Source organism: Aeromonas eucrenophila, assembly GCF_000819865.1.
Taxonomy (GTDB): domain Bacteria; phylum Pseudomonadota; class Gammaproteobacteria; order Enterobacterales; family Aeromonadaceae; genus Aeromonas; species Aeromonas eucrenophila.
The window spans coordinates 93,379-115,956 of sequence record NZ_CDDF01000019.1 but is presented as its reverse complement, the minus strand read 5'-3'; the positions used below and the strand labels follow the sequence as shown (position 1 = coordinate 115,956).

The 22,578-nt window shown below is 64.0% G+C and carries 16 protein-coding genes and 1 riboswitch; of the genes, 7 read left to right on the top strand and 9 right to left on the bottom strand.

Going from position 1 to position 22,578, the window contains the following annotated elements; genetic code table 11:
- Positions 1-119: 119 nt before the first annotated feature.
- A complete protein-coding gene (locus BN1124_RS20070) occupies positions 120-920 on the top strand; it encodes a putative RNA methyltransferase (protein ID WP_042644893.1) in 801 nt (266 codons plus the stop codon).
- A gap of 112 nt (positions 921-1,032) precedes the next feature.
- Here the strand turns inward: BN1124_RS20070 and BN1124_RS20065 are convergent, their stop codons facing one another.
- The 6 genes from BN1124_RS20065 to BN1124_RS20040 form a co-directional block, all read right to left on the bottom strand.
- Entirely contained in the window at positions 1,033-3,402 is a 2,370-nt protein-coding gene (locus BN1124_RS20065; RefSeq protein WP_042644891.1) for a M66 family metalloprotease, read from the bottom strand.
- A gap of 158 nt (positions 3,403-3,560) precedes the next feature.
- The gene (locus BN1124_RS20060; protein ID WP_042644889.1) at positions 3,561-5,324 is read right to left on the bottom strand and encodes a hypothetical protein; all 1,764 of its coding nucleotides are present in this window, start codon (positions 5,322-5,324) and stop codon (positions 3,561-3,563) included.
- A gap of 122 nt (positions 5,325-5,446) precedes the next feature.
- Complete coding sequence (locus BN1124_RS20055; protein ID WP_042644887.1) at positions 5,447-8,047, bottom strand: glycosyl hydrolase family 18 protein; 2,601 nt, start codon at positions 8,045-8,047, stop codon at positions 5,447-5,449.
- 111 nt (positions 8,048-8,158) lie between these two features.
- A riboswitch (cyclic di-GMP riboswitch) is annotated at positions 8,159-8,245 on the bottom strand.
- Between the two features lie 213 nt (positions 8,246-8,458).
- Positions 8,459-11,950: a hybrid sensor histidine kinase/response regulator gene (locus tag BN1124_RS20050; protein WP_042644885.1), complete on the bottom strand. Its 3,492-nt coding sequence runs from the start codon at positions 11,948-11,950 to the stop codon at positions 8,459-8,461.
- Positions 11,951-12,028: 78 nt separating this feature from the next.
- Positions 12,029-13,171: a 3-phenylpropionate MFS transporter gene (locus BN1124_RS20045; RefSeq protein ID WP_042644883.1), complete on the bottom strand. Its 1,143-nt coding sequence runs from the start codon at positions 13,169-13,171 to the stop codon at positions 12,029-12,031.
- 260 nt (positions 13,172-13,431) lie between these two features.
- Positions 13,432-15,525 (bottom strand): TonB-dependent hemoglobin/transferrin/lactoferrin family receptor, encoded by a 2,094-nt coding sequence (locus tag BN1124_RS20040; RefSeq protein ID WP_042644881.1) that lies wholly within the window; start codon positions 15,523-15,525, stop codon positions 13,432-13,434.
- Positions 15,526-15,726: 201 nt separating this feature from the next.
- Between BN1124_RS20040 and BN1124_RS20035 the strand changes: the two genes are divergently transcribed.
- Genes BN1124_RS20035 through BN1124_RS20025 form a run of 3 tightly spaced genes read left to right on the top strand, consistent with a single transcriptional unit; the run spans position 15,727 to position 17,708 of the window.
- Entirely contained in the window at positions 15,727-16,704 is a 978-nt protein-coding gene (locus BN1124_RS20035; protein ID WP_042644879.1) for a ChaN family lipoprotein, read from the top strand.
- A gap of 20 nt (positions 16,705-16,724) precedes the next feature.
- Positions 16,725-17,276: a cysteine hydrolase family protein gene (locus BN1124_RS20030; protein WP_042644878.1), complete on the top strand. Its 552-nt coding sequence runs from the start codon at positions 16,725-16,727 to the stop codon at positions 17,274-17,276.
- 39 nt (positions 17,277-17,315) lie between these two features.
- Positions 17,316-17,708 carry a hypothetical protein gene (locus BN1124_RS20025; RefSeq protein WP_042644876.1) on the top strand — a complete coding sequence of 131 codons (393 nt, stop codon included), beginning with the start codon at positions 17,316-17,318 and terminating at the stop codon, positions 17,706-17,708.
- A gap of 71 nt (positions 17,709-17,779) precedes the next feature.
- On the opposite strand, the gene hutZ is transcribed toward BN1124_RS20025, so the two are convergent.
- Entirely contained in the window at positions 17,780-18,337 is a 558-nt protein-coding gene (hutZ, locus tag BN1124_RS20020) for a heme utilization protein HutZ (RefSeq protein ID WP_033130597.1), read from the bottom strand.
- On the bottom strand, positions 18,334-18,846 hold the full coding sequence (gene hutX / locus BN1124_RS20015) for a heme utilization cystosolic carrier protein HutX (RefSeq protein ID WP_042644874.1): 513 nt from the start codon (positions 18,844-18,846) through the stop codon (positions 18,334-18,336). The genes hutZ and hutX overlap by 4 nt, the downstream gene beginning before the upstream one ends.
- A 170-nt stretch (positions 18,847-19,016) precedes the next feature.
- Here hutX and BN1124_RS20010 point away from each other — a divergent pair, with 170 nt between their 5' ends.
- Genes BN1124_RS20010 through BN1124_RS20000 form a run of 3 tightly spaced genes read left to right on the top strand, consistent with a single transcriptional unit; the run spans position 19,017 to position 21,693 of the window.
- Entirely contained in the window at positions 19,017-19,856 is an 840-nt protein-coding gene (locus BN1124_RS20010; protein WP_042644872.1) for a heme/hemin ABC transporter substrate-binding protein, read from the top strand.
- Positions 19,853-20,884: a FecCD family ABC transporter permease gene (locus BN1124_RS20005; RefSeq protein WP_042644870.1), complete on the top strand. Its 1,032-nt coding sequence runs from the start codon at positions 19,853-19,855 to the stop codon at positions 20,882-20,884. The genes BN1124_RS20010 and BN1124_RS20005 overlap by 4 nt, the downstream gene beginning before the upstream one ends.
- 14 nt (positions 20,885-20,898) lie before the next feature.
- Positions 20,899-21,693, top strand: coding sequence for a heme ABC transporter ATP-binding protein (locus BN1124_RS20000; protein ID WP_042644868.1), 795 nt, complete (start codon positions 20,899-20,901; stop codon positions 21,691-21,693).
- A gap of 77 nt (positions 21,694-21,770) precedes the next feature.
- Here the strand turns inward: BN1124_RS20000 and BN1124_RS19995 are convergent, their stop codons facing one another.
- The gene (locus tag BN1124_RS19995; RefSeq protein WP_042644866.1) at positions 21,771-22,379 is read right to left on the bottom strand and encodes a YitT family protein; all 609 of its coding nucleotides are present in this window, start codon (positions 22,377-22,379) and stop codon (positions 21,771-21,773) included.
- Positions 22,380-22,578: the final 199 nt, after the last annotated feature.

Sequence of the window (22,578 nt, the reverse complement as noted above, 5' to 3'; positions counted from 1 at the left end):
GCCGTTTAAAGACCACCGCCTGATAAAAAGGCTGCCACGGCAGCCTTTTTCGATCGTCTCCCCTATAATCCCGAACGCCCTTCACCGTTCCGGTCTTCGCCAAGAGAGTATCCAAGCCTATGCACCTTCAATGCCCCCTCTGCCGTGGTGCCCTGCATCTTCACGAAGCCTCTCGCGGGCTCTATTGCGACAACAAGCACCATTTCGATCCCGCCCCGGAAGGTTATCTTGACCTCATTCCCGGCAAGAAAGATCCCAAGGACAGCGACAGCCGCCTGCTGATGCGCGCCAAGCGTCACTTCCTGGAGCAGGGCCACCAGCTGCCCCTGGTCGAGGCCATGGCGGCCTTGCTGGCCCCCCTCGGCGAACAGGAGCTGATCCACCTCGGCTGCGGCGAAGGCTACTACTGCCGCGCCCTGAGCGAGCGCCTGCCCGGCTGGCGCTTCGGCGGGGTCGACTTGGCCAAAAACGCCATCTTCGCCGCCAACAAGGCGCAGCCGGACGGCCACTTCGTCATCGCCGACCCGGCCAGGGCCCCGCTGCAAGCCGGCACGGCCCAGGTGCTGCTGGTCAACGATCTCAAGATCAAGACCGAGCAGCTGGTCAGCTGGCTGGCGCCGGGCGGCTATCTGCTGCTGCTGCAACCGGGTCCGCGTCACCAGTGGCAGCTGAGGGTCAGCCTCAACCCGGTGAGCATGGAGCACCCCCTGAGCTGGCCAAGCCTGGCCGGTCTCAACCCGGTGGAGCGGCAGCGCTGCCAGTTCTCCATGACCATGGATCAGGGCCTGCGCAGCCACGTACTGGAAACCAGCCGCCTCGGCTGGCGGGCCGGTGGTGAGCAGCGCCACGCTTTCACCCACCAGGGACCGGATGAGCTGGAGCAGGACGTGCTGCTGAGCCTGTGGCAGAAGCCGCTCTGATGACTCAGCACCCATGAAAAAAGGCCCCGAGGGGCCTTTTTTATTGCATGAATCATCGGCTTTTAACGCTATATAGCACTACCAAAAGCAGCCTAAGCAGTATGAATCACTACTACAGCGGGCGTCCGTTGACGGTGTAAGTCAGCGTCTCGGCCGGCGCCGAAATCGCCTGCTGATCCAGGGTGTTCCCGGCGCAGATCACGGCGGCGCTGCGCGGCTCGCTCGCCGTCGGCACGTTGACGTGGAACTTGTTCATCAGGTTGGCGCTTTGGCGGTGATTGGTCAGCCGGAAGTGCAAGGTGCCGTCACGGGTCTCCACCTGCAGTTGGCAGTCAGCCGTCGTCAGGCGGGCGCCATCATCCCCGTAGCTGAAGCCATAGGCGCCGTGCAACGCGGGGTAGATGTAGCTCGGCAACTGGCCCTGGGGATCGTAATAACCCACCAGCGTCGTCACCGGCAGGCCGAAGCCTTGCGGCTTACGCGGGGCCCGCGAGTCCACCGGCGCCCCTTCCTGCCAGCGGTTGCCGTCCGAGGTGTAGCTCTTCTTGAAGCCACGGGAGACGGTGATCTGCTGACCGTTGATGAAGAGCACGCTGTTGTAGCCGGCATTGTGATCCAGGGTCAGGATGCGGCCCGCGTTGGCGGCCGAGGCGGGGGGCGGCTGGATGTTGCGGGTCCAGTTGCCATCCCACATGGCCACCTTGACCAGATCGTACTGCGCCAGCAGGGCCGTCAGTGCGGCCTCGCCCAGGCTGTTCATGGGGGCACTGACCCGCTCCAGGGCCTCGACCTTGTGCTGATAGGGCTCCATGGTCGCGGTGGCGGCATTCCACTTGCTGAACCCGGTCACCGAGTGGGCATCGAACACCGCCTTGCTCTCGAGGAAGCGCTGGATGATGGCGGCCGAGTTGGGGGTGTAGAGGGTGAAGCGGTTGAAGCCGGAGAAGGGGGCGCCCCCCGCCATGGCGTCGAACCCGAACGGGCGGCCATCGAAAGGCGCCTGGCACTGGCCGTCGAGGCAACTGCTCTGGCCGTTGCGGCTGGCACCAAAGTTCGGGATGAAGCGGTTCTTGTCCCCATCCCAACCCCAGCTCGAATTGGCCGCCTCGGCGCTGCGATGCACCGAGCCGGCGAAGCCCCCCACGTAGTGACCGAGGCCGTAGTTGTGGCCCACCTCGTGGCTGAATTCGTTGCCAAGGGAGCTGTCGAGGGTGACGATGCCGCCGCCGCCTGAGCCACCGTGCACCTGCACCCCGTTGGCGTACTTGCCGCGGCTGTTGTGGGCCGCCAGCTGGGCCACCACATAGGGGTGGCTGCCCTCCCCCTCGCCGGCGGTGCTGTTGATGCCGTAGTTGGCGTTGTCGATGCCGAGGGAGACCAGTTCCTTGCCGATGCGCTGACGCATGGTGCCCTCGTGCCAGCCCCCCTGGCTGGGATCAAAATCCGTGAGCAGGGTGCCATCCGGCAGCATCACCTCGGCCAGGGAGAGGGGCGCGTACTGGCTGACGATGAGCCGACTGGTGGGCACCGTCTGGAAATACTCGCGGTGCGCCTCGGGATCCTGTGCGAAGGCGAACTGGTTGCGGGGGGAGGTGAGCATGCCGATGTCGATGGTGTGGATCAGCAGCTCGCTCGGGGCACCTATCTGCACATCCGTCAGCTCGCCGCTGAGCGCACCCTGGCTGAGCTGCAGGCTGATGCCCGGGCGGATCCAGTCGGCCGGCAGCACGGCGCTCCAGGCATCGGCCGCATAGCGGATGCCGTTGTTCTCAAGCTCCCCGTCCCGGATCCACTGGCCGTTCACGAACTTGAACTGCAGGGTCTGGCCGCGGGAGAGCGTCACCTGGCGGCCGCTGTAATAGACGGTCGAGTTGTAACCGGCATTGGAAACAGTGCGCACCATCTTGCCTTCCAGGGCGGCCCCGCCCGGCAGATGGATATCGCGCACCCAGCGTCCGTCCGCGGTCTGGATGCTCAGCAGGGCATGGGGTTGCAACTTGCCGAGCAGGAAGGTGCCGGCGGGGTCGCTCAGCTTTGCCAGCTCGCTGCTGCTGTTGATGACGCCACTGGTGCCCGGCCCCGGGGTGAAGTCGACCCCCTCCTCAGGTGAGCCGTCGAGGTAATAGGCCGTTTTCGGTTGCTGTCCGGGTGGATTGAGCGCCAGGGTCCCGAGCATCTGCCCGGCGCCATCCTGCACCGTCACCGTCATAGGCGCAGCGGTGTCGGCCTGCAGGGGCCTGACCAGCAGCAGGCTCTTGCGCTCTGCCACCAGCCAGGGCTGGTTGTCTCCCTCCCGCGGCTGTGCCGGCAGGATTTGGCTCTGGGCAAACTGCACCTCGGCCGCGAGAGAGCCTTGCAGATCGTTGATGGGGACTTGGTCGTCGAACACCAGGGAAGGGGGGGCCTGGACGGCGGCCAGCAGAGGGCCGCTCGCCAATATGCCCATGATCAGGCTGGCGATGTGCGTGGTTTTCATTGTCATGGTTTTCATCCTGTTGGGCATGTCCACATGCCCTGTTATGGGTAGCCTGATGGGGCGGGTGACGGCTCCTCGGTGCCGCCCCCACCCTTATGTGAATCTCTGTGCCGGGGCGGTGAGGTTCATCCCGAACCTGTCACCGCCCATGCTGCCTATGGGTGCTAGCGCTGCGCCTTGTCCTCGCTCACCCCGGGATCCCCGGCGGCGATGCGGCTGCTCAGGGTCTGGTGGATCACCCGCCACTGGGACGCGAAGAAGATCCCCTCCTGGCGACCTGCGGTCATGATGTTGCTGTTGCGATACAACTCGGTGCTGCCGGTGTGCCACAGCCCCAGGTTGTGGCCCAGCTCATGGGCCAGGGTCAGGGACTGACCCAGCTCGGTGGCGTTGCCCGGGCAGGCGGCGCGATAGCCGGCACGAGGGGGAGCATCATCTGGCCCCATGCCCATGGACGAACCCGCCCCGGAGCCACCACAGGCTCGCGCCGGATCCTTGTAGCTGCGGATCACATAGAGGTTGGAGAAGACCTGCCCCTTGTTCGGGATCCAGCCTTCATCGAACGGCGCCTCCCGCTCCGAGCGATCCTCCTCGTAGGATCCACCGTCGCCATCCTTGTCCCATTCGTGCACCAGCACGCCGTTGTCGACCCAGCTGAGCCGGATGTTGTAGGGGGCATAGCGGCGGGTGATGTCGCGCTGGATCAGGGCGCCGTCATCCCACAGGTGAGTCTTGGTCTCGCCAGGGTAGGCGATGTAGCTGTAGGAGAGCGTCACCGCCTTGGGTGCCGTGATGACGAGGCGCACCAGATCGACCCGCTCGCCGTTGGCCAGGATCTCCAGGTTGGTCTCCCCCTCCTGCAGCCCGCTCAGCACCAGGCGATCTTCCCCTTCTCCCGGCTGGATCTGGACAGTCGCCAGCGCCGGATCCGCGATGGCGTAGCTCAGCGACTGGGCCTCGGCCCCCGGCAGCTTGCGGACATGGAGCACCTCCTTGCCCCCCGCGCTGCTGAGCAGTTTCTCCTTGAGCGGGCGGCTCAGGCCCGGGTCAAAGGCGAGCTGGTTGGCGGCATCCGGCAGCACCTGGGCATAGGGGTAGAGCGCCTGCTCCTGTACCCCCTCGGCGCCGAGCCAGAACTCGCCAGCCTCGTTGCTCTTGAAGCCCTGGTTGTCCGCCCCGGCCAAGTAGCGCAGGGTGAAGGTGTAATCCCGATCCGCCAGTACGGAGATGGGGGCACTGGGGGTGAAGGTAGTGCCACCGCTGAAGGTCAGGGGGCCGTCATAGAGCACCTCGCCGCTGTCGGGATCCGTCAGCCGGAGCGCGAACTGGCGGTTGTTGCCACCCCAGTGCCCCTCCTTCACCTGGAAGCTGCGAATGGAGAGCCGATCTCCCAGCAGCGGCAGGGTGAAGCCGGGGATCCAGAGGGGGTGGCTCAGCTCGCTGCCCACCGCCATGAAGAGGGTGCTGTTGATGACGGGGCCCTCATCCCAGAGCGCCCCCAGGGCAACCATATTGGTGGGGTGATCCCGCGCCGGATCATAGACGGCCACCGGCAGCGAGTAGGTGGTGGTGCTGCCACCCCAACCAACAAAACCGTCCTCATGTGGCAAGCCGGCATCTCTGACCTGGTACTGGGCCACATAGTTGCCGGGCACCTGGGTATTGACGCCGCTCTTCTGGCTGATGCTGGCCGTGAGGTCACCATCCTCCGCGTCCCAGGCGGTCAGCAGAGGGGCGAAGGTCGCCCCCAGCGGCAGCTTCTGGGCAAAGTTGTTGACCATGCCCTCCTGGCTGTAGATCTGGGCAGCGCTGTTGTCTTTGCGAAACTCGCCGGTCGTGCTGCTCTGCTGGGCCATCGCCAGCGGGGCCAGCAGCGCACAGCCGAGCAGGGGCGCAGTCGCCCGCAGGCGGTGATTGTGATGTGTCATGGGATCTGTCCTTATAGCGCGTGGATGCTGAAGCATTCTTGTTGTGATGGCAGGGCGCAGAGGCTCCTGCCGTTGGAGAGTGGGGAAAAAAGATGGGGCCTTGGCCCCATCCTTGATGGCAATCAGTTACAGCTGGCTGCCCCCTGATCGACCCAGACCGATGCCTTGCCAGGCTCGTCGCCCTTGGTCCAGTACTGGGCCTTCCACTTGCGACCGTTGTGAGTGGTGGTGTCCTGGGCGTTGTAAGCCACACCGGCATTCCAGCCAAGCTGTACCGGGCTGACCAGCTTCCACTGATCGGCGGTCTGGCTCGGCTCGTTGCCCTGGGTCCAGTACTTGGCCTGCCATACCAGCTGGTTGTGGCTCACCTTGTCAGGAGAGTTGTAGACGGTGCTGGCATTCCAGGCCGGCTGGTTGGCCGCATCCGGATCGGTTGCCCCACAGCCGCCACCCGTGCTGACCGGTTTGACGGTCAGGCGAGTCGCCGCACTGGCGTCCAGCGCCCCATCGGTGACCACCAGGGTCAGATCATAGGGAGTATCGCTGGTCACGCTTGGGCCAGTGACCACCAGGGTCGCACTGTTCTGACCGGTGGCGGTGAGGCCCGCAGGCAGGCTCCACTGATAGGTCAGGGCATCACCGTTCGGATCGGAGGCGGTGGCCTTGATGGTCACCTGCTTGCCCGACTCCACGCTGGCGGTAGCCGGTACCGTCACCACGGGGGGCAGGTTCGGCTGCGGCGCCTTGTTGGTCACCACCACCTGATCCTTGGCCGTGAGGTTGTGGTCATCGGTGACGGTCAGCTCGAACACCAGGTTGATGTCGGTGCTGACGGCATCGAGCACCACCCGCGCCTTCGCCTGAGTAGCGTCGAGCACGGCGGTCTGCGGGCCCGAGACCTGCTTCCAGCTGTAAGTCAGCGCGCCGCTCTCCGGGTCGTGGGAAGCAGCACCATTGAGGATCACCTCGGCCGGGCCTGTGACGCTCAGATCGCTGCCCGCATTGGCCACCGGCGGCTTGTTGGCCGGCGGTGTGGTGCCTTCTCCATGACCGAGCCCCTCGTGCATGGCGTTGAGGATGTCACCGTTGTCGGAGTCGATCTCCCAGGCAAACAGGCCACCGAGCTGGTTCGCCAGCACGTACTGCCCCTTGGCCTTGACCGAGCGCTCGTTGTCGAAGCTGATGAGATCCCCACTGCTGGCCTTGAAGACATAGGGGGCCTCGGCCACCTCGTCATAACCCTGCTCCCAGCCAGCGCCCATGCGGTTGTTGACGATGTCGCGATAATCCACCACCCCATTTTCCCAGGTACCGGTGACCGGGCCTGTGGCGGTGCCGGTGAAGGGGTTGCCGGCCTGATAGCCTTTCACCCCGGTCCAGCCGCGACCGTACATGGCGGCGCCCACCACCAGCTTGTTGGCCGGTACACCCTTGGCCAGCATGGCCTGCACCGCCTTGTCGGTGGTGTACTTGGTGTTCGGATCCCAGCTCGCGGCATAGAGGTTGGTCTGATGACCCAGGTTCTGCAGATCGAAGGCCCCCTTGAAGTCGTAACTCATCAGGAAGATGTGATCCATGTACTGCTGGGCGCTCTGGTAGTCCACGTCCTCGATCTTGTCGCCACCGGCGCCGACCGCGGAGGTGAGCTCATACTGGCGACCGGTCTGGGCTTCCAGCTCGTCGAGCATGGCGCGCAGCTCCTTCATCAGCAGGGTATAAGTCTGGCCATCTGTCGCCGGGTTACCCAGGTTGGGGTTGGCACCCTGTCCACCCGGGTACTCCCAGTCGATGTCCACGCCATCGAAGAACTTCCAGGTCTGCAGGTACTCTTTCACCGAGGCGACGAAGGTGTCGCGCTTGGTCTTGTCACCGAAGAAGTAGAAGGGGTCGGACAGCGTCCAGCCACCCACTGAGGGCAGAATTTTCAGGTTGGGGTTAGCCTTCTTGAGCGCCATCAGGTTGCCGAAGTTGCCCTTGTAGGGTTCATCCCAGGCGCTGAGGTTGCCCTGTGACATCTGGACGGCCGCCCAGGGATCGTGAATGGAAACCTTGAAATCCGCGCGACCGGCGCAAGATTTCTGCAGCGCCTCGAAGCTGCCTGCGATCTCTTTGAGACTGTCGTTGATGCCATTGCCCCCGCAGATGGGGGTGAAGCCGTAGAGGATGTGGGTCAGGTTCTGGGCCGGGATCTTGTCCACGGTGAACTTGCGACCATAGACGCCCCACTCCACGTAGTAAGCCCCCACCACCTTGCCGGACTTGTTGGCGTAGGGCTTGTTGTTCTCTTGCAGCGGCGCGGTGAGCGGTGCCAGGTGGCTGCCATCGGTGTCGGCTACCACGATCTCCTTCTTGTCGGAGAGGGTACAGCCGTCGGCGTTGCACAGGGCCACCTGCATCTGGTAGCGGCCACCCTTGGTGACCTTGAAGTTGGCAGTGCCCGCGGCGGAAGCCGGACCGGACCACACCTCCTTGCCATCGAGCAATACCTTGGCGGTCTGGCCCACGTCGCCGGTCCAGAGGTTCCAGGTCACGGTGACGGCGGCGCCGTCCGCATGCACTGTCACCAGCTGGTTGTAAGCGGTGGCGGATTGATTGACTTCGACGATGGCGAACTTGGTGGGGCCTGAACCTATGGTGGGTTTGCCTGGGGCGGCGGCGAAGGCAGAGGTAGCACAGAGCCCCCCGACCATGAGCGCCAGCAGGGAATGTTTTGGACTGAGCATATTTGAACTTCCTTATTTCGTTATTGGAATTAACAACGAAAAAGGCAACGCAACCTGACAGGTAACGCAGACGACATCGCAACCATGGCTTGGCCCATGGACGATACAACCTGTGGTGGCCCCGCTATCCTAGGTACTCAGACCCTTAGACCGGTGGCTTTGCGTCCCGGACTTTCGTCCGGTTTGCCTTTTTGCACAACTTGATTTGCGACAAAAATAATCGCTTTGTGACTATAAGGGGGAGCCAGAGGGGACGCTACCTAGTAAAAATGACAGTAGCTGGGACTCACTTTTCGCAATAAGTCGCGATCATGTGGGCATTCTGTTGCCAAGATGTGGGATGGGTCGGTTTGGCCCCTGTTTCAGCCCCCGACCGACGCGGCCTGTCAAAGATTAATTCTGTGATGTTTGTCACTGTATTGGCATCAACAAGCTGTTCATCAGCGCCCGCAGCTTGAGGGGTTTGACCGGTTTGCTGACGTAACCGAAGCCGTGCTCGCGGATCTGCGCCTGCAGCTCGCTCTTGCGATCCGCGCTGATGATGATGCCGCCGATGCCATTGCCGTGAGCCAGCCGAATCATGTGCAGCGCCTGCAGCCCGGTCTTGCCGTCATCCAGGTGATAATCCGACAGCACCAGTTGTGGCAGGAAGCCGTCCCCAATGAGCACCTGTGCCTGCTCCAGGCTCTGGGCGCACATCACCTCGCAGCCCCAGCGCCTTAGCAGGGAGTGCATGGCGGTGAGAATGTCCTCCTCGTTGTCGATGCAGAGGATCCTGATCCCCTCCAGCTGGCTGTCCCGCACCGCCGGCGCCGCTATCTGGGTCGGCATCACGGGCCGAGTCGCCAGGTTCAGGGTGATGGAAAACACCGATCCCGCCTGTGGCCAACTGCGCAATGAGAGCTGATGGCCCAGCACCAGGGAGATGCCGCGGGCGATGGCGAGCCCCAGCCCCAGCCCCTGCTCCCTGGCGGTGCGGGAGTGATCGAGGCGGGAAAACTCATCGAAGATGCTCTCCTGCTTGTCGAGGGGGATGCCGGGGCCGTTGTCCCACACCTCGATGCGCACCTTGTCCCCCAGCCGGCGGCAACCGAGCAGCACCCGGCCCCCCGGGTTGTAGCGAAACGCATTGGTGAGGAAATTCTGCAGCACCCGCCTAAGCAGGCGCACGTCGCTGTAGACCGCGAGCTTGCTCTCCACCACCGAGAACTGGATCTCTCCCGCCTGGGCCAGCACCCCGAACTCCGCCTTGAGGTTGTCGAGCACATCCCGCAGGGCGAAATCGAGCTTCTTGGCCTTGAACTTGCCGGCTTCGAGCCGGGAGATGTCGAGCAAGTCGGTGATGAGATCCTCGGTCGCCCCCAGGGCATCGTCGATGTGGCGGGCGATGCGAACCTGCTCCGCCCTCTGCTCCGCTCCCTGCTCCCCCGGCAGCATCTCCAGCAGGGAGGAGGTAAACAGCTTGGCCGCGTTCAGCGGCTGGGTCAGATCGTGACTCACCGCCGCCAGGAAGCGGCTCTTGGAGTGGTTGGCCCGCTCCACCTGCTGGTTCACCAGCAGCAGCTGACGGTTGAGCTCGGACAGCTCGTGGGTGCGCTCGGCCACCCGCGCCTCCAGGTGCTCGTTGGCCTCTCGCAACACCCTCTCCGCCGCCCGGAAGGGGGTGATGTCGGTGAAGGTCATGACGAAGCCCCCCGCCGGCATGGGGTTGCCCTGCATCTCGATCACCCGCCCATCCGGTCGCTCCCGCGCCGAGACGTGGGGGCTGCCGCGCTGCATGAAGGCGACTCGCCGGGCCACATGGGCCTCCAGCTCGCCCGGGCCGCACAGCCCCTGCTCGGCGTTGTAGCGGATGATATCCTCGATGGAGCGCCCCACCTGGATGAGGCCGGGCGGGTAGTGGAACAGCTCTATGTAGCGCCGGTTCCAGGCCACCAGCTTGAGCTCCCTGTCCACCACCGAGATCCCCTGCCCCATGTGTTCGATGGCCCCCTGCAGCAGTCCCCGGTTGAAGCGGAACACGTCCGAGGCCTCGTCCACTATGGTGGCGATCTCCTCGAGCTGCATGTTGCGCCCCTGCAGAGCCGAGGCCAGCACCAGCCGAGCGGACGAGGCGCCGAACACCCCGGCCAGCAGCCGCTCTGTGTGGGCAATCAGCTCCGCCGATGCCTGCATCTGGGGGGCCAGGGTGCCGCCGCGCTCACCGGCGAAACGGCCGAAGGCGCGCTTGACCCGGCTCGAGCCGACGAAGCGGGCCGCCAGCATCTCCAGCTCCTTGACCGAGACCCGAGCCTGATAGAGCGCCGCCAGATCCCGGCTCGGCTTGCCGACGAAGTTCGCCGCCTGTAGCCGCTCGCTCACCGCCGCCCGCGACAACAGCGATCCCGCCACATAGCCCATCAGGTTCAGTAACAGGCTCAGGAAGATGCACCAGGCCCCCAGGCTCAGATTCCGGAACGCGGGCCAATCCGGCGGCGCCAGCAGCGCCTCCAGCGGTGAGCCCGCCAGCAGACCGCTTTCGGCCAGCAGGGTGAGGAACCAGAGGCTGACCCCGAGGGCGAGGCCGAGGTAGACCCCCTTGCGGTTGCCATGTCGCCAATAGAGACCGAGCAGCAGCGCCGGGGCGAACTGGGCCACGGCCCCGAACGACAGGTAGCCGATGCGCGACAGGCTGGTGAGATCCCCGAGCCAGAGATAGAGCGCCCAGGCCGCCAGCAGGATCAGCAGGATGGCGCCACGGCGCACCTGCAGCAGCAGCCGCATCAGCCGCTCGTCCCGCCCCTGTTGCCAGAAGCGGCGCAGCAATACTGGCAGCACCAGATCGTTGCTGACCATGATGGCCAGGGCGATGGTGCAGACGATCACCATGCCGGTGGCCGCCGAGGTGCCGCCGAGGAACGCCAGCATCGCCATGCCGTCGTAGCCGAGCGACATGGGCAGGCTGATCACATAGGTATCCGAGCCCATGCCGGCGCCGACCCACTGCTTGCCCGCCAGGGCCAGGGGCCAGATGAAGAGCCCCATCAGGAACAGATAGAGCGGGAACAACCAGCGTGCCCAGTGCAGATCCTGCCCCTGGTTGTTCTCCACCACAGTCACGTGGAACTGGCGCGGCAGGCAGATGACGGCGCACATGGCGACCAGGGTATAGATGGCGAGCTCCAGCAGGCTGCCCGGGGTGACAGCTACCACGGCATCGAGGAAATCGCTGGTCACCTGGCTGCGGACAGGGCTCGGCTTGGTGATGATAAGCCAGAGCGCGAAGCCCCCCACCGCCATGAAGGCGAGCAGCTTGACCACGGATTCGAAGGCGATGGCCACCACCATGCCGCGGTGGTGCTCGGTGGCATCCAGGTTGCGGGTACCGAACAAGATGCTGAACAGCGCCAGCAGCAGGGCAACGCCGAGGGCCAGCCCGGCGCTGTTGCCCGCCGACGTGCTGATGGCACCGACCGGCACGGCGTTGGCCATCAGCAGATCCAGCCCAGTGACGATCGCCTTGAGCTGCAACACCAGGTAGGGAAGTATCCCCATGATGGCGATCAGGCTGATCACCATGGCGAGGCGCTGGGACTTGCCATAGCGGGCGGCGATGAAGTCGGCGATGGAGGTGATGTGCTCGCGCTTGGCCACCAGGATGAGCCGGGCCAGCAGCCGCCACCCGAACAGGAACACCAGCATGGGGCCGAGGTAGATGGGCACGGGGGACCAGGGGGATTCGCTAGCCTGGCCGACGGTGCCGAAGAAGGTCCAGGAGGTGCAGTAGACCGCCAGCGACAGGCTGTAGAGCAGGGGCTGCCCCTTGGGGCGGCGGCGCTTGTTCTTGTCCGCCACGTAGGCGATGAGGAACAGCAAGCCCAGATAGGCGAGCGACAATCCGATCAGCAGCCATCCTTGGTGCATCTAGCTAATTCCCCTGTCCAGATATGTTGAGCGCCGCGCCAGTCTAAAGCCCGGGCACGGCCGTGTCATCGTTCTCGCTCAGGCCCGTGCCCCTGTGGTCGCCGTGCGCAGACGCAGGAAGAAGACCGGCAGCACCACCAGGATCATGATGAAGAAGATACCGCCGCCAAGCGGCTCAAACAGCAGGCCGCACAGGGCCATCAGCGCCGCCACCGTGATGCCGAGACCCAGAGCTGCGTAGAGCGCCTGGGTGGGGATGAGCTGCTCGGGGGGTAGTTGGCGAGTCATGAAGCGGATGGCCCCCAGGTGGCTGACGCAGAAGGTGACCGCATGCAGCAACTGGCCAAGCACCAGCACCCACAGCTCGCTGGAGGCACCGAGCAGGCTCCAGCGCACCACGCAGCCGATGGCGCCGACCAGGAACAGGGTCTGGGCCCCGAACCGCTGGAGGAAGCGCTTGTCGGCAGCAAACATGCAGATCTCCGCCACCACCCCCAGCGCCCATAGATAGCCGATGATGGTGCCGCTGTAGCCTTCGGCCTTCCAGTAGATGGCGCTGAAGCCGTAGTAGGCGGCGTGACTGCCCTGCAACAGGGCGGTGATCAGCAGAAAACGGCGCACCGATGCAGATTTCAGGGTCTCCTTCAGCGAAGCCTTGGCCCGCTCACCTTGCAACTCTTGGGGCGCGGGCCGCAGCGGCAGCGCGCTCAACACCAACATCAGCAGCAGGCCAGCCACCATGGTGTGCAGCACCCAGTCGCTGCCAAAATTGCCCACCAGGGCGCCGACCAGAGTGGAAGCGACGATAAAGGCGAAGGAGCCGCACAGCCGCACTTTGCCGTAATCGAGGTGGGCCTGCACCACCATGCGGGTAGCCAGCGCCTCCCCCATGGGCATCAGGGTCGGGTAGATGAAGTTGGCCACCAGGGTCAGCACCACCAGCCACCAGAGCTGGTGGCTGGCATAGAAACCGAGGAAGGCCAACAGGCTCAGCACACAGAGCAGCCGGGTGACCGGCAGCAGGTGCCCCGCCCCCTTGAGCTGCCCCATCACCACCAGGTTGCCGGCGAAGCGGATCGCCATGCCCGCGCCGAGCAGCAGGCCGATCTGCTCGGCGCTCACGCCTATTCCCTCCAGCCAGAGCGACCAGAACGGCAGGTAGGCGCCATAGACGAAGTAGAAGGCACCAAAGAACAGGGCTAACCAGGAGAAGGCGGGCATAAGGACTCGGCAACGGCGCAAGGGGGACAAATGATAACCGATTTTGGCGCGCCGATCCCCTCGTGCAGGAGAGAATAAACGTCATAAATATCAACAGTGTTAAACCCTTGCCCGACTCTGCCTCCTTGGGTGAGGGCGCCTCTGCTGATGGCCGCAATGCCTCCATCTACCCGATACTGATTGGCTTCTCGGTCGGCACTAAATAGGCCAAACGAGAAAGGGGCCCAAGGGCCCCTTCGTCATCACGGTCAGGTTTCGTATCAGAACACGTACTTGACGCGGGCGCTCAGGTTGCGGCCCGGCTCGGTCTGGTTGCTGGTATCGCTGGTGGCGCTCAGGCCGGTGATGCTCTCGTAGTTGACGTATTCCTTGTCAAACAGGTTGAAGACACCGACGTTGAGCTGCAGATCCTGCATCGGCTTGAACTGGGCGTAGATGTCCACCACACCCCAGCCGGCGCTCTTGATGTTGTCGTTGCCGCGGGCATCTTTGCCCACCTTGTCCATGTCATCGGCGAAGCGCAGGGCGGTGTTGAGGTTCCAGTTCGGCTGTTCCAGACGCAGGCCAAGGCTACCGTTGAGCGGGCTCAGGCTGTTGATGTAGTTGCCATCCCCATCCTTGCCGTCGATGTAGGCCAGGTTGCCCCAGATGTTGACCAGATCATTGAGCCAGTAATCGGCCTTAGCCTCGACGCCCTTGGTGGTCGCCTTGTCCAGGTTCTGGTACTGATACAGCGCGGTGCGGCCTTCCATGCCGATCTGGGCCAGCTCGATGAAGTCCTCGAACTTGTTGTAGAAGGTCGCCACTTCGTAGCTGAAGCCACCGGTGCTGCCGCGCACACCGAGATCGATACCGTCGCTGCTCTCGGGTTTCAGGTCCGGGTTCGGCTCGATGCGATAACCGTACGCCTGATGGTTCAGAGTAGAGAAGGCGTTGTCATACATGGGCGCCTTGAAGCCGTGGCTGTACTGGGCGAACAGGTTGGCCGCCTCGTGCGCCTTGAACACCAGCCCCAGCTTGGGCGAGAACTCCCCTTCGGAGAACTTCTTGAGTTTCTCGCCGGTGTAGGCGGGATCTTCGTCCGGGGTCATCTTGTAGTATTCGTAACGGGCACCCGGGGTCAGCACCCAGCGCTCGCCAAACTTGATCTCGTCGAAGGCCCAGAGTGCAGCGCGCTCGCTGGTGGTGGACGGGAAGCTCAGCTCGTTGTAGCCGACGAAGTCACCGGGCTTGGTCGGTGCCTTGAAACGGGTCCGCTCGTTGTCGGTGTGCTCATACTCGACACCCCAGGCCAGACGCTGGCTGGCGAGGGCCTTGCTGAATTTCACCTGGGCACCCAGGCTCTCCTGATCGAAGCCGTTGCTGTCCAGGGAATTCTTGGTCACATAGGGGTTGTTCGGGCTGACCGGGTACTTGGAGGAGGCGTACTGATCCAGGGTCTGCTTGGTGCGAGCGTAATAGAGCTTGCTGTCGACCCGATCGGCCCAGACCTGGTTCAGGGCGAGGCCATGATCCAGCATCAGGGAGAGGTTGTCGGTGTCCTTGTCGGTGATCGGCTGCTTGAAGACGGAGCCCGCCTTGGTCAGGTCGACGGCATCCGGATCCTGGCCCTCGGTGAAGTAGTCGACGGTCAGCTTCAGGAACTGATCGTCGCTGACATTCCACTGGCTCTTGAGCAACACGGCCTGGCTGACGATGTCGAATTCGTTCTTGTCGCTGTCGTAGTTCTGGGTCACACCGCCATCGCGCCAGGTGTAGCGCAGCAGGCTCTCCACATCGCCGGTACGCAGGGCGCCGGTGATGCCTGCCATGTTCTGGTGGCTGCTGGAGGCATAGCCGGTGGTCGCGTCCAGATAGCTGTCCCGACCCTTGAGGAAATCGCTGGCGTCCTTGGTGGTGATGGCGATGACCCCACCCAGGGCATCGGAGCCGTAGGCAGCGGAGGCCGGCCCCTTGGCCACTTCAACCTGCTTGATCATGTCGGTATCGAAATAGGTCTGGCCTACCCCACCGTTCTTGTAGGCGTCGTTCTGGCGCACCCCGTCTTGCACTATCTTGACCCGGTTCTCGCCCATGCCACGAATGACGAAGGTCTGGGCATCGCCCGCCCCGCCCAGCACGGAAACACCCGGCTCGTAGCGGAACAGGTCGGCGACGTTGCTGACGACCTGCTCTTCGATCTGTTCGGAGGTGATGACGGAGATGGGGCCTGAGACATCTTCCAGTTTCTGCTCCATCCGGGAGCCGCTGACGACCATGACTTCATCGGCTTTCTTGTCTGCTGCGAAAACAGGGGAAGCCAGGGCCGCCGTCACGGCGAGAGCAATCAGTGAGGGGGTGTTGTTGTGCGCCACTGCAAAATCCTTATTGAGAATTATTATCAAGCGGAAGGCATATTACCCAGCTCGCAACAAAGATCAATAATAAAGTGAATCATTCTCATTTTCTTTTGTCGTGATTCAGTTTTACACTAGCCCCTCTTTTTTCCTGCTCGCCATGCTGCCATGGTATGGCGCGACCCCGTTTCCATTCTCTGCCATTGCTAGTGAGATACCATGACTCGACGACTGCCCCTGCTCGCCCTGCCCCTGCTGCTGGCCGCCTGCGCCACCCCACCGCAGACAGAGGCGCCCCGGACCCTCTATCACTACCAGCTCGGCGAAGGACAGGGCGATAAGCAACTCACCCTGGCACAGGCATTGGACAAGGTGGCGGACGCCGACATAGTGCTGGTCGGCGAGCTGCACACCCATCCGGCCGTGCACCTGCTGCAGGCTCGCCTACTGGCGGGACTGACCGAGCGCGCCCGGGCCGATGGCCGGGCCCAGGTACTCTCCATGGAACAGTTCAGCCGCGCCGATCAACCGACCCTGGATGCCTATCTCGCCGGCCGCATCGGCGAGGCAGCGCTCATTCGGGATGGCAACGCCTGGCCCAATTACCCGAGCGACTATCGCCCCCTGGTGGAATTTGCCAAGGCGCAGCACCTGGCCATCATCGCCGCCAACGCCCCCAAGCCGCTGGTGAGCTGTGTCGGCCAGGAAGGGCCGCAGTGGCTCGACAAGCTGCCCGCCAATCGCCGCAGCCAGCTCGCCAGGACGCTCACCCTGAGTGACGATGGCTACCGCCAGAAGTTCATGGCGTCCATGCATCACGGCGATGCCGACGGCAATGCCCGCCGCTTCGCCGCCCAGACCAGCTGGGATGACACCATGGCCGAGAGCATGGTCGACTACTTAGGCAAACACCCCGGCCAGCGCATCATGCACATCGCTGGCAACTTCCACGTGGAGGGGGGACTTGGGATCGCGAGCCGCATCGCCAGCCGCAACCCGGCACTCAAGGTCGCGCTGATCGTGCCAGAAACGCCCTCGCAGGCGGATGACAAGGCGCCAGCCGGCCGTACCCCCGAGGTGCGGGTCCGGATCGCCCCCCTGCCGGAGCGCTGGCTAAATGCCGATGAAATGAAGCAAGATATGGGTGCGCTGCATCAATCCCGCAGCCGTGACTGCAGCCAGTGGTTGCAGCCCTGACAATCGCCTGAGGATCTCATATGGATGTGTTACTGGTCATTGACATGCAACAGGGGTTGTTCGACTCACCCCGCCATCAGGATGCGCAGGTCATCGCCAATATCAATCGACTGGCAGACGGCGTGCGCGCCAGCCAGGGGCGAGTCATCTATGTGCAGCACGACGAGCCGGGCTCTGAGCTCGAACCCCACAGCCCGGGTTGGCAACTGCATGCCGACCTGACCCCGGCCCCGGGGGAGAGCCGGGTACGCAAGACCGCCTGTGACAGCTTCCTCGACACCGAACTCGGCTTCCTGCTGGCGGAGCAGGCGGTGGACAGGCTGCTCATCAGTGGCTGCGCCACCGATTTTTGCGTCGACACCACGCTGCGCAGCGCCGCCAGCAAGGGATTCGACGTGACGGTGCTGACCGATGCCCATACCACGGCGGACAGACCTCACCTCAATGCGGAGCAGATCATCGAGCACCATCACTGGATGTGGCAGCACCTCAGCCTGTCAAAGGGCAGAAGCGTGACCCTGCTCACCACCGATCAGTTGCTCGGCGTCACGCAACCGGTATCGGCGTGTTAAGCTGCCCGCCCCTGTCGACCTGATCTGATGGAGTCTTCCTTGCGTCTATTGCCTGCCGTCGTCTGCATGCTGTTGTTACCGCCGCTCACCGCCTGCTCCAATCTGGCGGGATCGGCACCGGATGGCCCGGCCCCCCTGTTTCGCACCCACATCAACGAAGAGGGGAGCAAGCGCTTCACCTTCGAAGCCGCCCCGCTCGAGATGTTGCCGAGCCGGTTGCAGGATGCCAATGACAACAGCAAGGCTCTGCTGGAGCGTCGGGAAGCACTGCAGGACGAACAGCTGACCCAGGCGCTGGCCAGCCGCAAGTATTGCCGCTCCGGCTACATAGTCCTCAGCCAGACCTCCTGGAAGGTGCGGGGAGAGTGCAACGAGACCGCCACCCAGGCCGATCGCAGCACCTTCCCCAACCTGGCCTCCTGGCAAGACTGACACTCCGCAGGATCACCCCATATAAAAACGGGCAGCCCAGGCTGCCCGTTTTCTATTTCATGGCCGCACCATCAGACCGGCGCGTCTGTCTCGCTGGTCAGCTCGGCGCCGTTGTCGACACGCTTGTGCCCTTCCACCAAATGGACGAAGTCCACCAACTCGTCACCGGAGACACGGAACGCCTGGCCGAAGCCCTTGACGAACAGACCCTGCTCCGGCTTGAGGCGGAACAGCACGAAGTCCTTGAGGTTGGACAATCCCTTGACGATGTCGCCGAAGCGCCCTTCCAGGGCCCCGATAGCCTTGCCCCAACGCTCGTCATCCCGCGCCACCACTTCGGCGACCGCATCGAAGGTGAGACGCTTGCGGGCAAACAGCTCGCGGGCGCCATTCTCGTCTTCGATCAGCATCAGGGAGACCTTGGGCACCTGTTGCAGGTTGCGGGCATGGCGGGCTATCTCGGAGATCAGCACATAGTAGCCATCTTCCTGCAGCACGAAGGGGGCGTAGCTGGCATTGGGGTTGCCTTCGCCATCCACAGTCGCGAGCTGCAGGGTACGGCAACCGTCACGAAACTCACGGATCTCCGGTTGCAGACGGTTCTGCAGACGTTCCTGACGTTCACTCATGCTTTCACTTCCTCTTTATGCTGGTGGCGCAGGGCCATGAAGCGTTCCACCTGATCCTGCAGCAGCTGACGCTGTTCGTCACGCCCCAGATAGACCTTGAAAATGCAGCGACCGCTGTGGCCAAAGAACTGGAAGGAGTGCCCCTCCTTGCCCATGAACAGCTTGCTGACCAGGGCGATGCCAACCACGTTGTCGAGCTTGAGGTGACCATGCATCTCGCCGTCACGGCCCATCAGGTTGTAGTAACCGCGTGCGGTCTTGCCCTTGGGGAAGGGAGCTTTCACCTCGAAGATGGAGCCATCGGATTCGACTATGGTGGTCACCGGGCCCCAGCTGGCCAAGTCGGCCAGCAGGGCTTCCGCCTGCTCGCCCGGCACCAGGGTCACCAGCTCGGCGGGCAGGTGGCGCACCACCTCCCACTCGCTGACCGCCAGTTGGCTGGCGATGCTGGAGGGATGGGCGCTGGGATCTTGCTCCAGCAGCTCATGAATGCGTTGTGCAATGCTCATCGGTTCTCCCTTGGGATAATCTGGCTATTGTGCTCTGTATCGCGGCGGATACTGTAATAAAGCGGCGGCCCCAACGCAATTGATAATCGCTTTCATTATCAGTGCATTTTTTTCACGAGCTTGATATTCTCGGCGGCAATCCCACTCTCATTCACCCTTCGGAGGTTCGCATGGGCCGTCGTTTTGCCCTCGCACTCAGCCTGCTCGGCTGCGTATCCCTTTCCCTCTCTGCCACCGCGCAAGAGCGCATCGTCAGCGTCGGCCCTGCCACCACCGAGCTGATCCTGGCCCTTGGGGGGGAATCCAGCCTCATCGCCACCGATGTGAGCAGCCCCGAACCCAAGGCGCTGCCCAGGGTCGGCTATCACCGCGCCCTGGCCTCCGAGGGGATCCTGAGTCTGGCACCGACCCGGGTGGTCGGCAGCGACGAGATGGGCCCTCCCTCTACCCTGGAGCAACTGCGCCGCGCCGGGGTCAAGGTCGATGTGCTGGCCACGGCCCCGACGCTGGCGAACCTCAACGAGCGCATCGATACCCTGGCCGCATTGCTGGGGGATCCCGCCGCCGGCGTCAAGCTGAAAGCCGAGATCGCCAGCCAGAGCGATCAGCTGGCGGCCCAGGCCAGCCAGAACAAACCGCTCAAGGTCGCCTTCCTGCTGCTGCACAAGGGTCAGCCCACCAGCATCGCCGGCGGCAATACCACCGCCAGCGCCCTGGTGACCCTGGCCGGCGGCATCAACCCGGTGGCCCAGTTGCACGACTACAAACCCGTCTCCACCGAATCCCTGATCGAGATGCAGCCGGATCTGGTGCTGGTGAGCGGTCGTGACTGGCAGCAATTCCAGAACATCGACAGCGTGCTGGCCCAGGTGCCCGCCCTGGCTGCCACCCCGGCCGGCAAGAACAAAGCCATCCATGCCATCGACGGTCACGCCCTGCAAGGGGGCCTGAGCCTGAGATCGCTGCAACAGGCGAACCAGATCGCCCAGTGGATCCAGCAGGGTTCATGATGCGTCTGCCGCTGCCTTGGCTTTTCGCGCTCACCGGCACCACCCTGGCGCTGCTGCTGGTCGGGTCGCTGGCGACCGGCCCCATGACGCTCTCCTTTGGCGAGAGTCTGCAGGCGCTGTTCGCCGGCAAGGAGAGCGGGATCGAAGCGCACAAGCTGCTGATCGTGCAGGAGATCAGACTGCCCCGCACCCTGCTGTGCATCGCCGTGGGGGGCATACTCGGCCTCTGCGGCGCCGTGATGCAGGGGCTGTTTCGCAACCCCCTCGCCGATCCCGGCATCATAGGAGTATCCGGTGGCGCGGCCCTCGGCGCGGCCCTGGCCATAGTGCTGCTGGCCCCCCTGGGTCAGCAGTGGCAGAGCCTGCTCGGCGTCGGCCTGCTGCCCCTGCTCGCCTTCCTCGGCGGGGCGCTCACCACCACGCTTGTATATTTGCTGGGCACCCGTGAGGGGGGGACTTCCGTCACCGTCATGCTGCTGGCCGGGGTCGCCATCACGGCCCTGTCCGGCGCCGTGATCGGGCTGCTCACCTATCTGGCCGACGATCAGATGCTGCGCAACCTCAGCCTGTGGCAGATGGGATCCCTGGCCGCCGGCAAGCCGGCCGACGTGGCGCTGGCGCTGGCAACCCTGGCCGCGCTGCTGCTCTTGTTCGTGCGCGACGCCAATCCCCTCAATGCGCTGCTGCTGGGCGAGGGCGAGGCCCGTCATCTGGGGGTGAACGTGCAATCCCTCAAGCGGCGGCTGATCCTGCTCACCGCCGCCGGTGTCGGCGTCGCGGTGGCGGTGGCGGGCATGATCGGCTTCGTCGGCCTGGTGGTTCCCCATCTGGTGCGGCTGCTGGCTGGCCCCAACCATGTCAGGCTGCTGCCCCTCTCGGCCCTGCTGGGCGCCGCCCTGTTGCTCGGTGCCGACATGCTGGCCCGCACCCTGCTGGCGCCGGCCGAGCTGCCGGTTGGCATCATCACCGCCCTGCTCGGTGCCCCCTTCTTCATCTGGCTGCTGGTCAAGAGCCGCCGGACGCTTTAACAGGAGAGCTGCTCTTGCCTGGATCATCCTCACCCGCCCTGCTTGACTGCCGGCACCTCAGCCTGACAAGGGGCGATCGCCTCATCCTGGACAGGCTCAACCTCTCCCTGCACTCGGGCACCCTGACCGCCCTGCTCGGCCCGAACGGGGCGGGCAAGAGCTCGCTGCTCAAGTGCCTGACCGGCGAGCTGGAATATGACGGCGAGATAGCGTTGTTTGGTCGCGAGCGGCAGGCCTGGGCCGGCAACGCGCTGGCCCACAGCGTCGGCGTGCTGCCCCAGAGCTCGTCCCTGAACTTCCCCTTCCTGTGCGAGGAGGTGGTAGCCATGGGCCGGCTGCCCCACACCGAGCCCGGCAGCCGCCGCGACGAGATCGTCAAGGCCGCCATGATCCATGCCGGGGTCGAGCACCTGATCGGGCGCCTCTACCCCGGCCTGTCGGGAGGGGAGCGCCAGCGGGTACAATTCGCCCGGGTGCTGGCCCAGATCTGGCAAGCGCCGGAAGAGCCGCAGGCACCCCGCCTGCTGTTGCTCGACGAACCCACCTCGGCGCTCGATCTCAAGTATCAGCATCAGTTGCTCACCATGGCCCGCGCCCTCGCCGGTCGCAACACCGCCGTGCTGGTGGTGCTGCACGATCTGAATCTGGCGGCGCGCTATGCCGATCGACTGGTGATGCTGGAGCAAGGGCGCTTGATGGCGGACGGTACCCCGGCCGAGGTGCTGACCCCGGAGCTCATCGCGCGGCTCTACGACTACCCTGCCCAGGTGCTGCATCACCCCGACACCGGCCTGCCCATGGTGGTGTGACAGCGAAGTCCTGAGCGAACGCAGATAACAACAGAGCACCCGAGGGCGCTCTGTTTGTTTCAACTGGCGGGGGTCTGTCAGGCTATCTGATAGCGGCCCGGCTTGTGGTTGAGTGTCAACACCAGGTTACAGATGATGGCCGCCACCACCGAGAGCCCCAGTAGCCAGGGCGATACCACGAAGAAGGAGGCGATGACGATGGCGCAATCAAGCCCCATTTGCAGCTTGCCCGCCCGGATGCCGAACTTGTCCTGAATGAACAGCGCCAGGATATTGAAGCCACCCAGGCTCGATTTGTGGCGGAACATGATGAGCAGCCCCATGCCGATCAGGGTACCGCCGATGAGGGCCGCGTACAGCGGCTCTATCTTGCCGATCTGCAGCACTGCATTGAGGTGGTCCGTCATGAAGGAGACGACCGCGACCGAGGCGAAGGTATTGAGGGTAAAACGCGGCCCCATCCTGAGCCAGGCCAGGGCATAGAACGGCAGGTTCATGCAGAAGAACAGCAGGCCAAAGCTCAGGCCAGTCACCTGCTGCAACAGCAACGCCAGCCCGGCGGTGCCGCCGGTGAGCAGCCCGACCTGATGAAACAGGAAGATGCCGAGTGATACGAAGCCTGACGCGGTCAGCAGGGCGAGCACATCCTCATAGATCGGATGTGCCAGACGGGGGGTGTTGTCCATAACATGATGTCCATAGCGAAGTGAAAAGAGTGTCTGCCCTGTCCGGGCATGCGAGCCCCGTGTATCGGGGCTTCGTTATGAGCACAGTGTCCGGTTTCAGTGAGCCAGATCACAAGAGTGCGGCCAAATGCCCCGAAACGGTGCGCGTCAGCCCGGCGTTACACGCCTTGCACCAAAATAGCCATCAGTACCAGCCTGC

Bases quoted from the DNA above. Each gene is read 5' to 3' on its own strand.
- BN1124_RS20065 (WP_042644891.1), bottom strand. From the start codon at position 3,402: ATGACAATGAAAACCACGCACATCGCCAGCCTGATCATGGGCATATTG.
- BN1124_RS20070 (WP_042644893.1), top strand. From the start codon at position 120: ATGCACCTTCAATGCCCCCTCTGCCGTGGTGCCCTGCATCTTCACGAA.
- BN1124_RS19995 (WP_042644866.1), bottom strand. From the start codon at position 22,379: ATGGACAACACCCCCCGTCTGGCACATCCGATCTATGAGGATGTGCTC.
- BN1124_RS20030 (WP_042644878.1), top strand. From the start codon at position 16,725: ATGGATGTGTTACTGGTCATTGACATGCAACAGGGGTTGTTCGACTCA.
- hutX (WP_042644874.1), bottom strand. From the start codon at position 18,846: ATGAGCATTGCACAACGCATTCATGAGCTGCTGGAGCAAGATCCCAGC.
- BN1124_RS20005 (WP_042644870.1), top strand. From the start codon at position 19,853: ATGATGCGTCTGCCGCTGCCTTGGCTTTTCGCGCTCACCGGCACCACC.
- BN1124_RS20010 (WP_042644872.1), top strand. From the start codon at position 19,017: ATGGGCCGTCGTTTTGCCCTCGCACTCAGCCTGCTCGGCTGCGTATCC.
- BN1124_RS20050 (WP_042644885.1), bottom strand. From the start codon at position 11,950: ATGCACCAAGGATGGCTGCTGATCGGATTGTCGCTCGCCTATCTGGGC.
- BN1124_RS20045 (WP_042644883.1), bottom strand. From the start codon at position 13,171: ATGCCCGCCTTCTCCTGGTTAGCCCTGTTCTTTGGTGCCTTCTACTTC.
- BN1124_RS20055 (WP_042644887.1), bottom strand. From the start codon at position 8,047: ATGCTCAGTCCAAAACATTCCCTGCTGGCGCTCATGGTCGGGGGGCTC.
- BN1124_RS20060 (WP_042644889.1), bottom strand. From the start codon at position 5,324: ATGACACATCACAATCACCGCCTGCGGGCGACTGCGCCCCTGCTCGGC.
- hutZ (WP_033130597.1), bottom strand. From the start codon at position 18,337: ATGAGTGAACGTCAGGAACGTCTGCAGAACCGTCTGCAACCGGAGATC.
- BN1124_RS20035 (WP_042644879.1), top strand. From the start codon at position 15,727: ATGACTCGACGACTGCCCCTGCTCGCCCTGCCCCTGCTGCTGGCCGCC.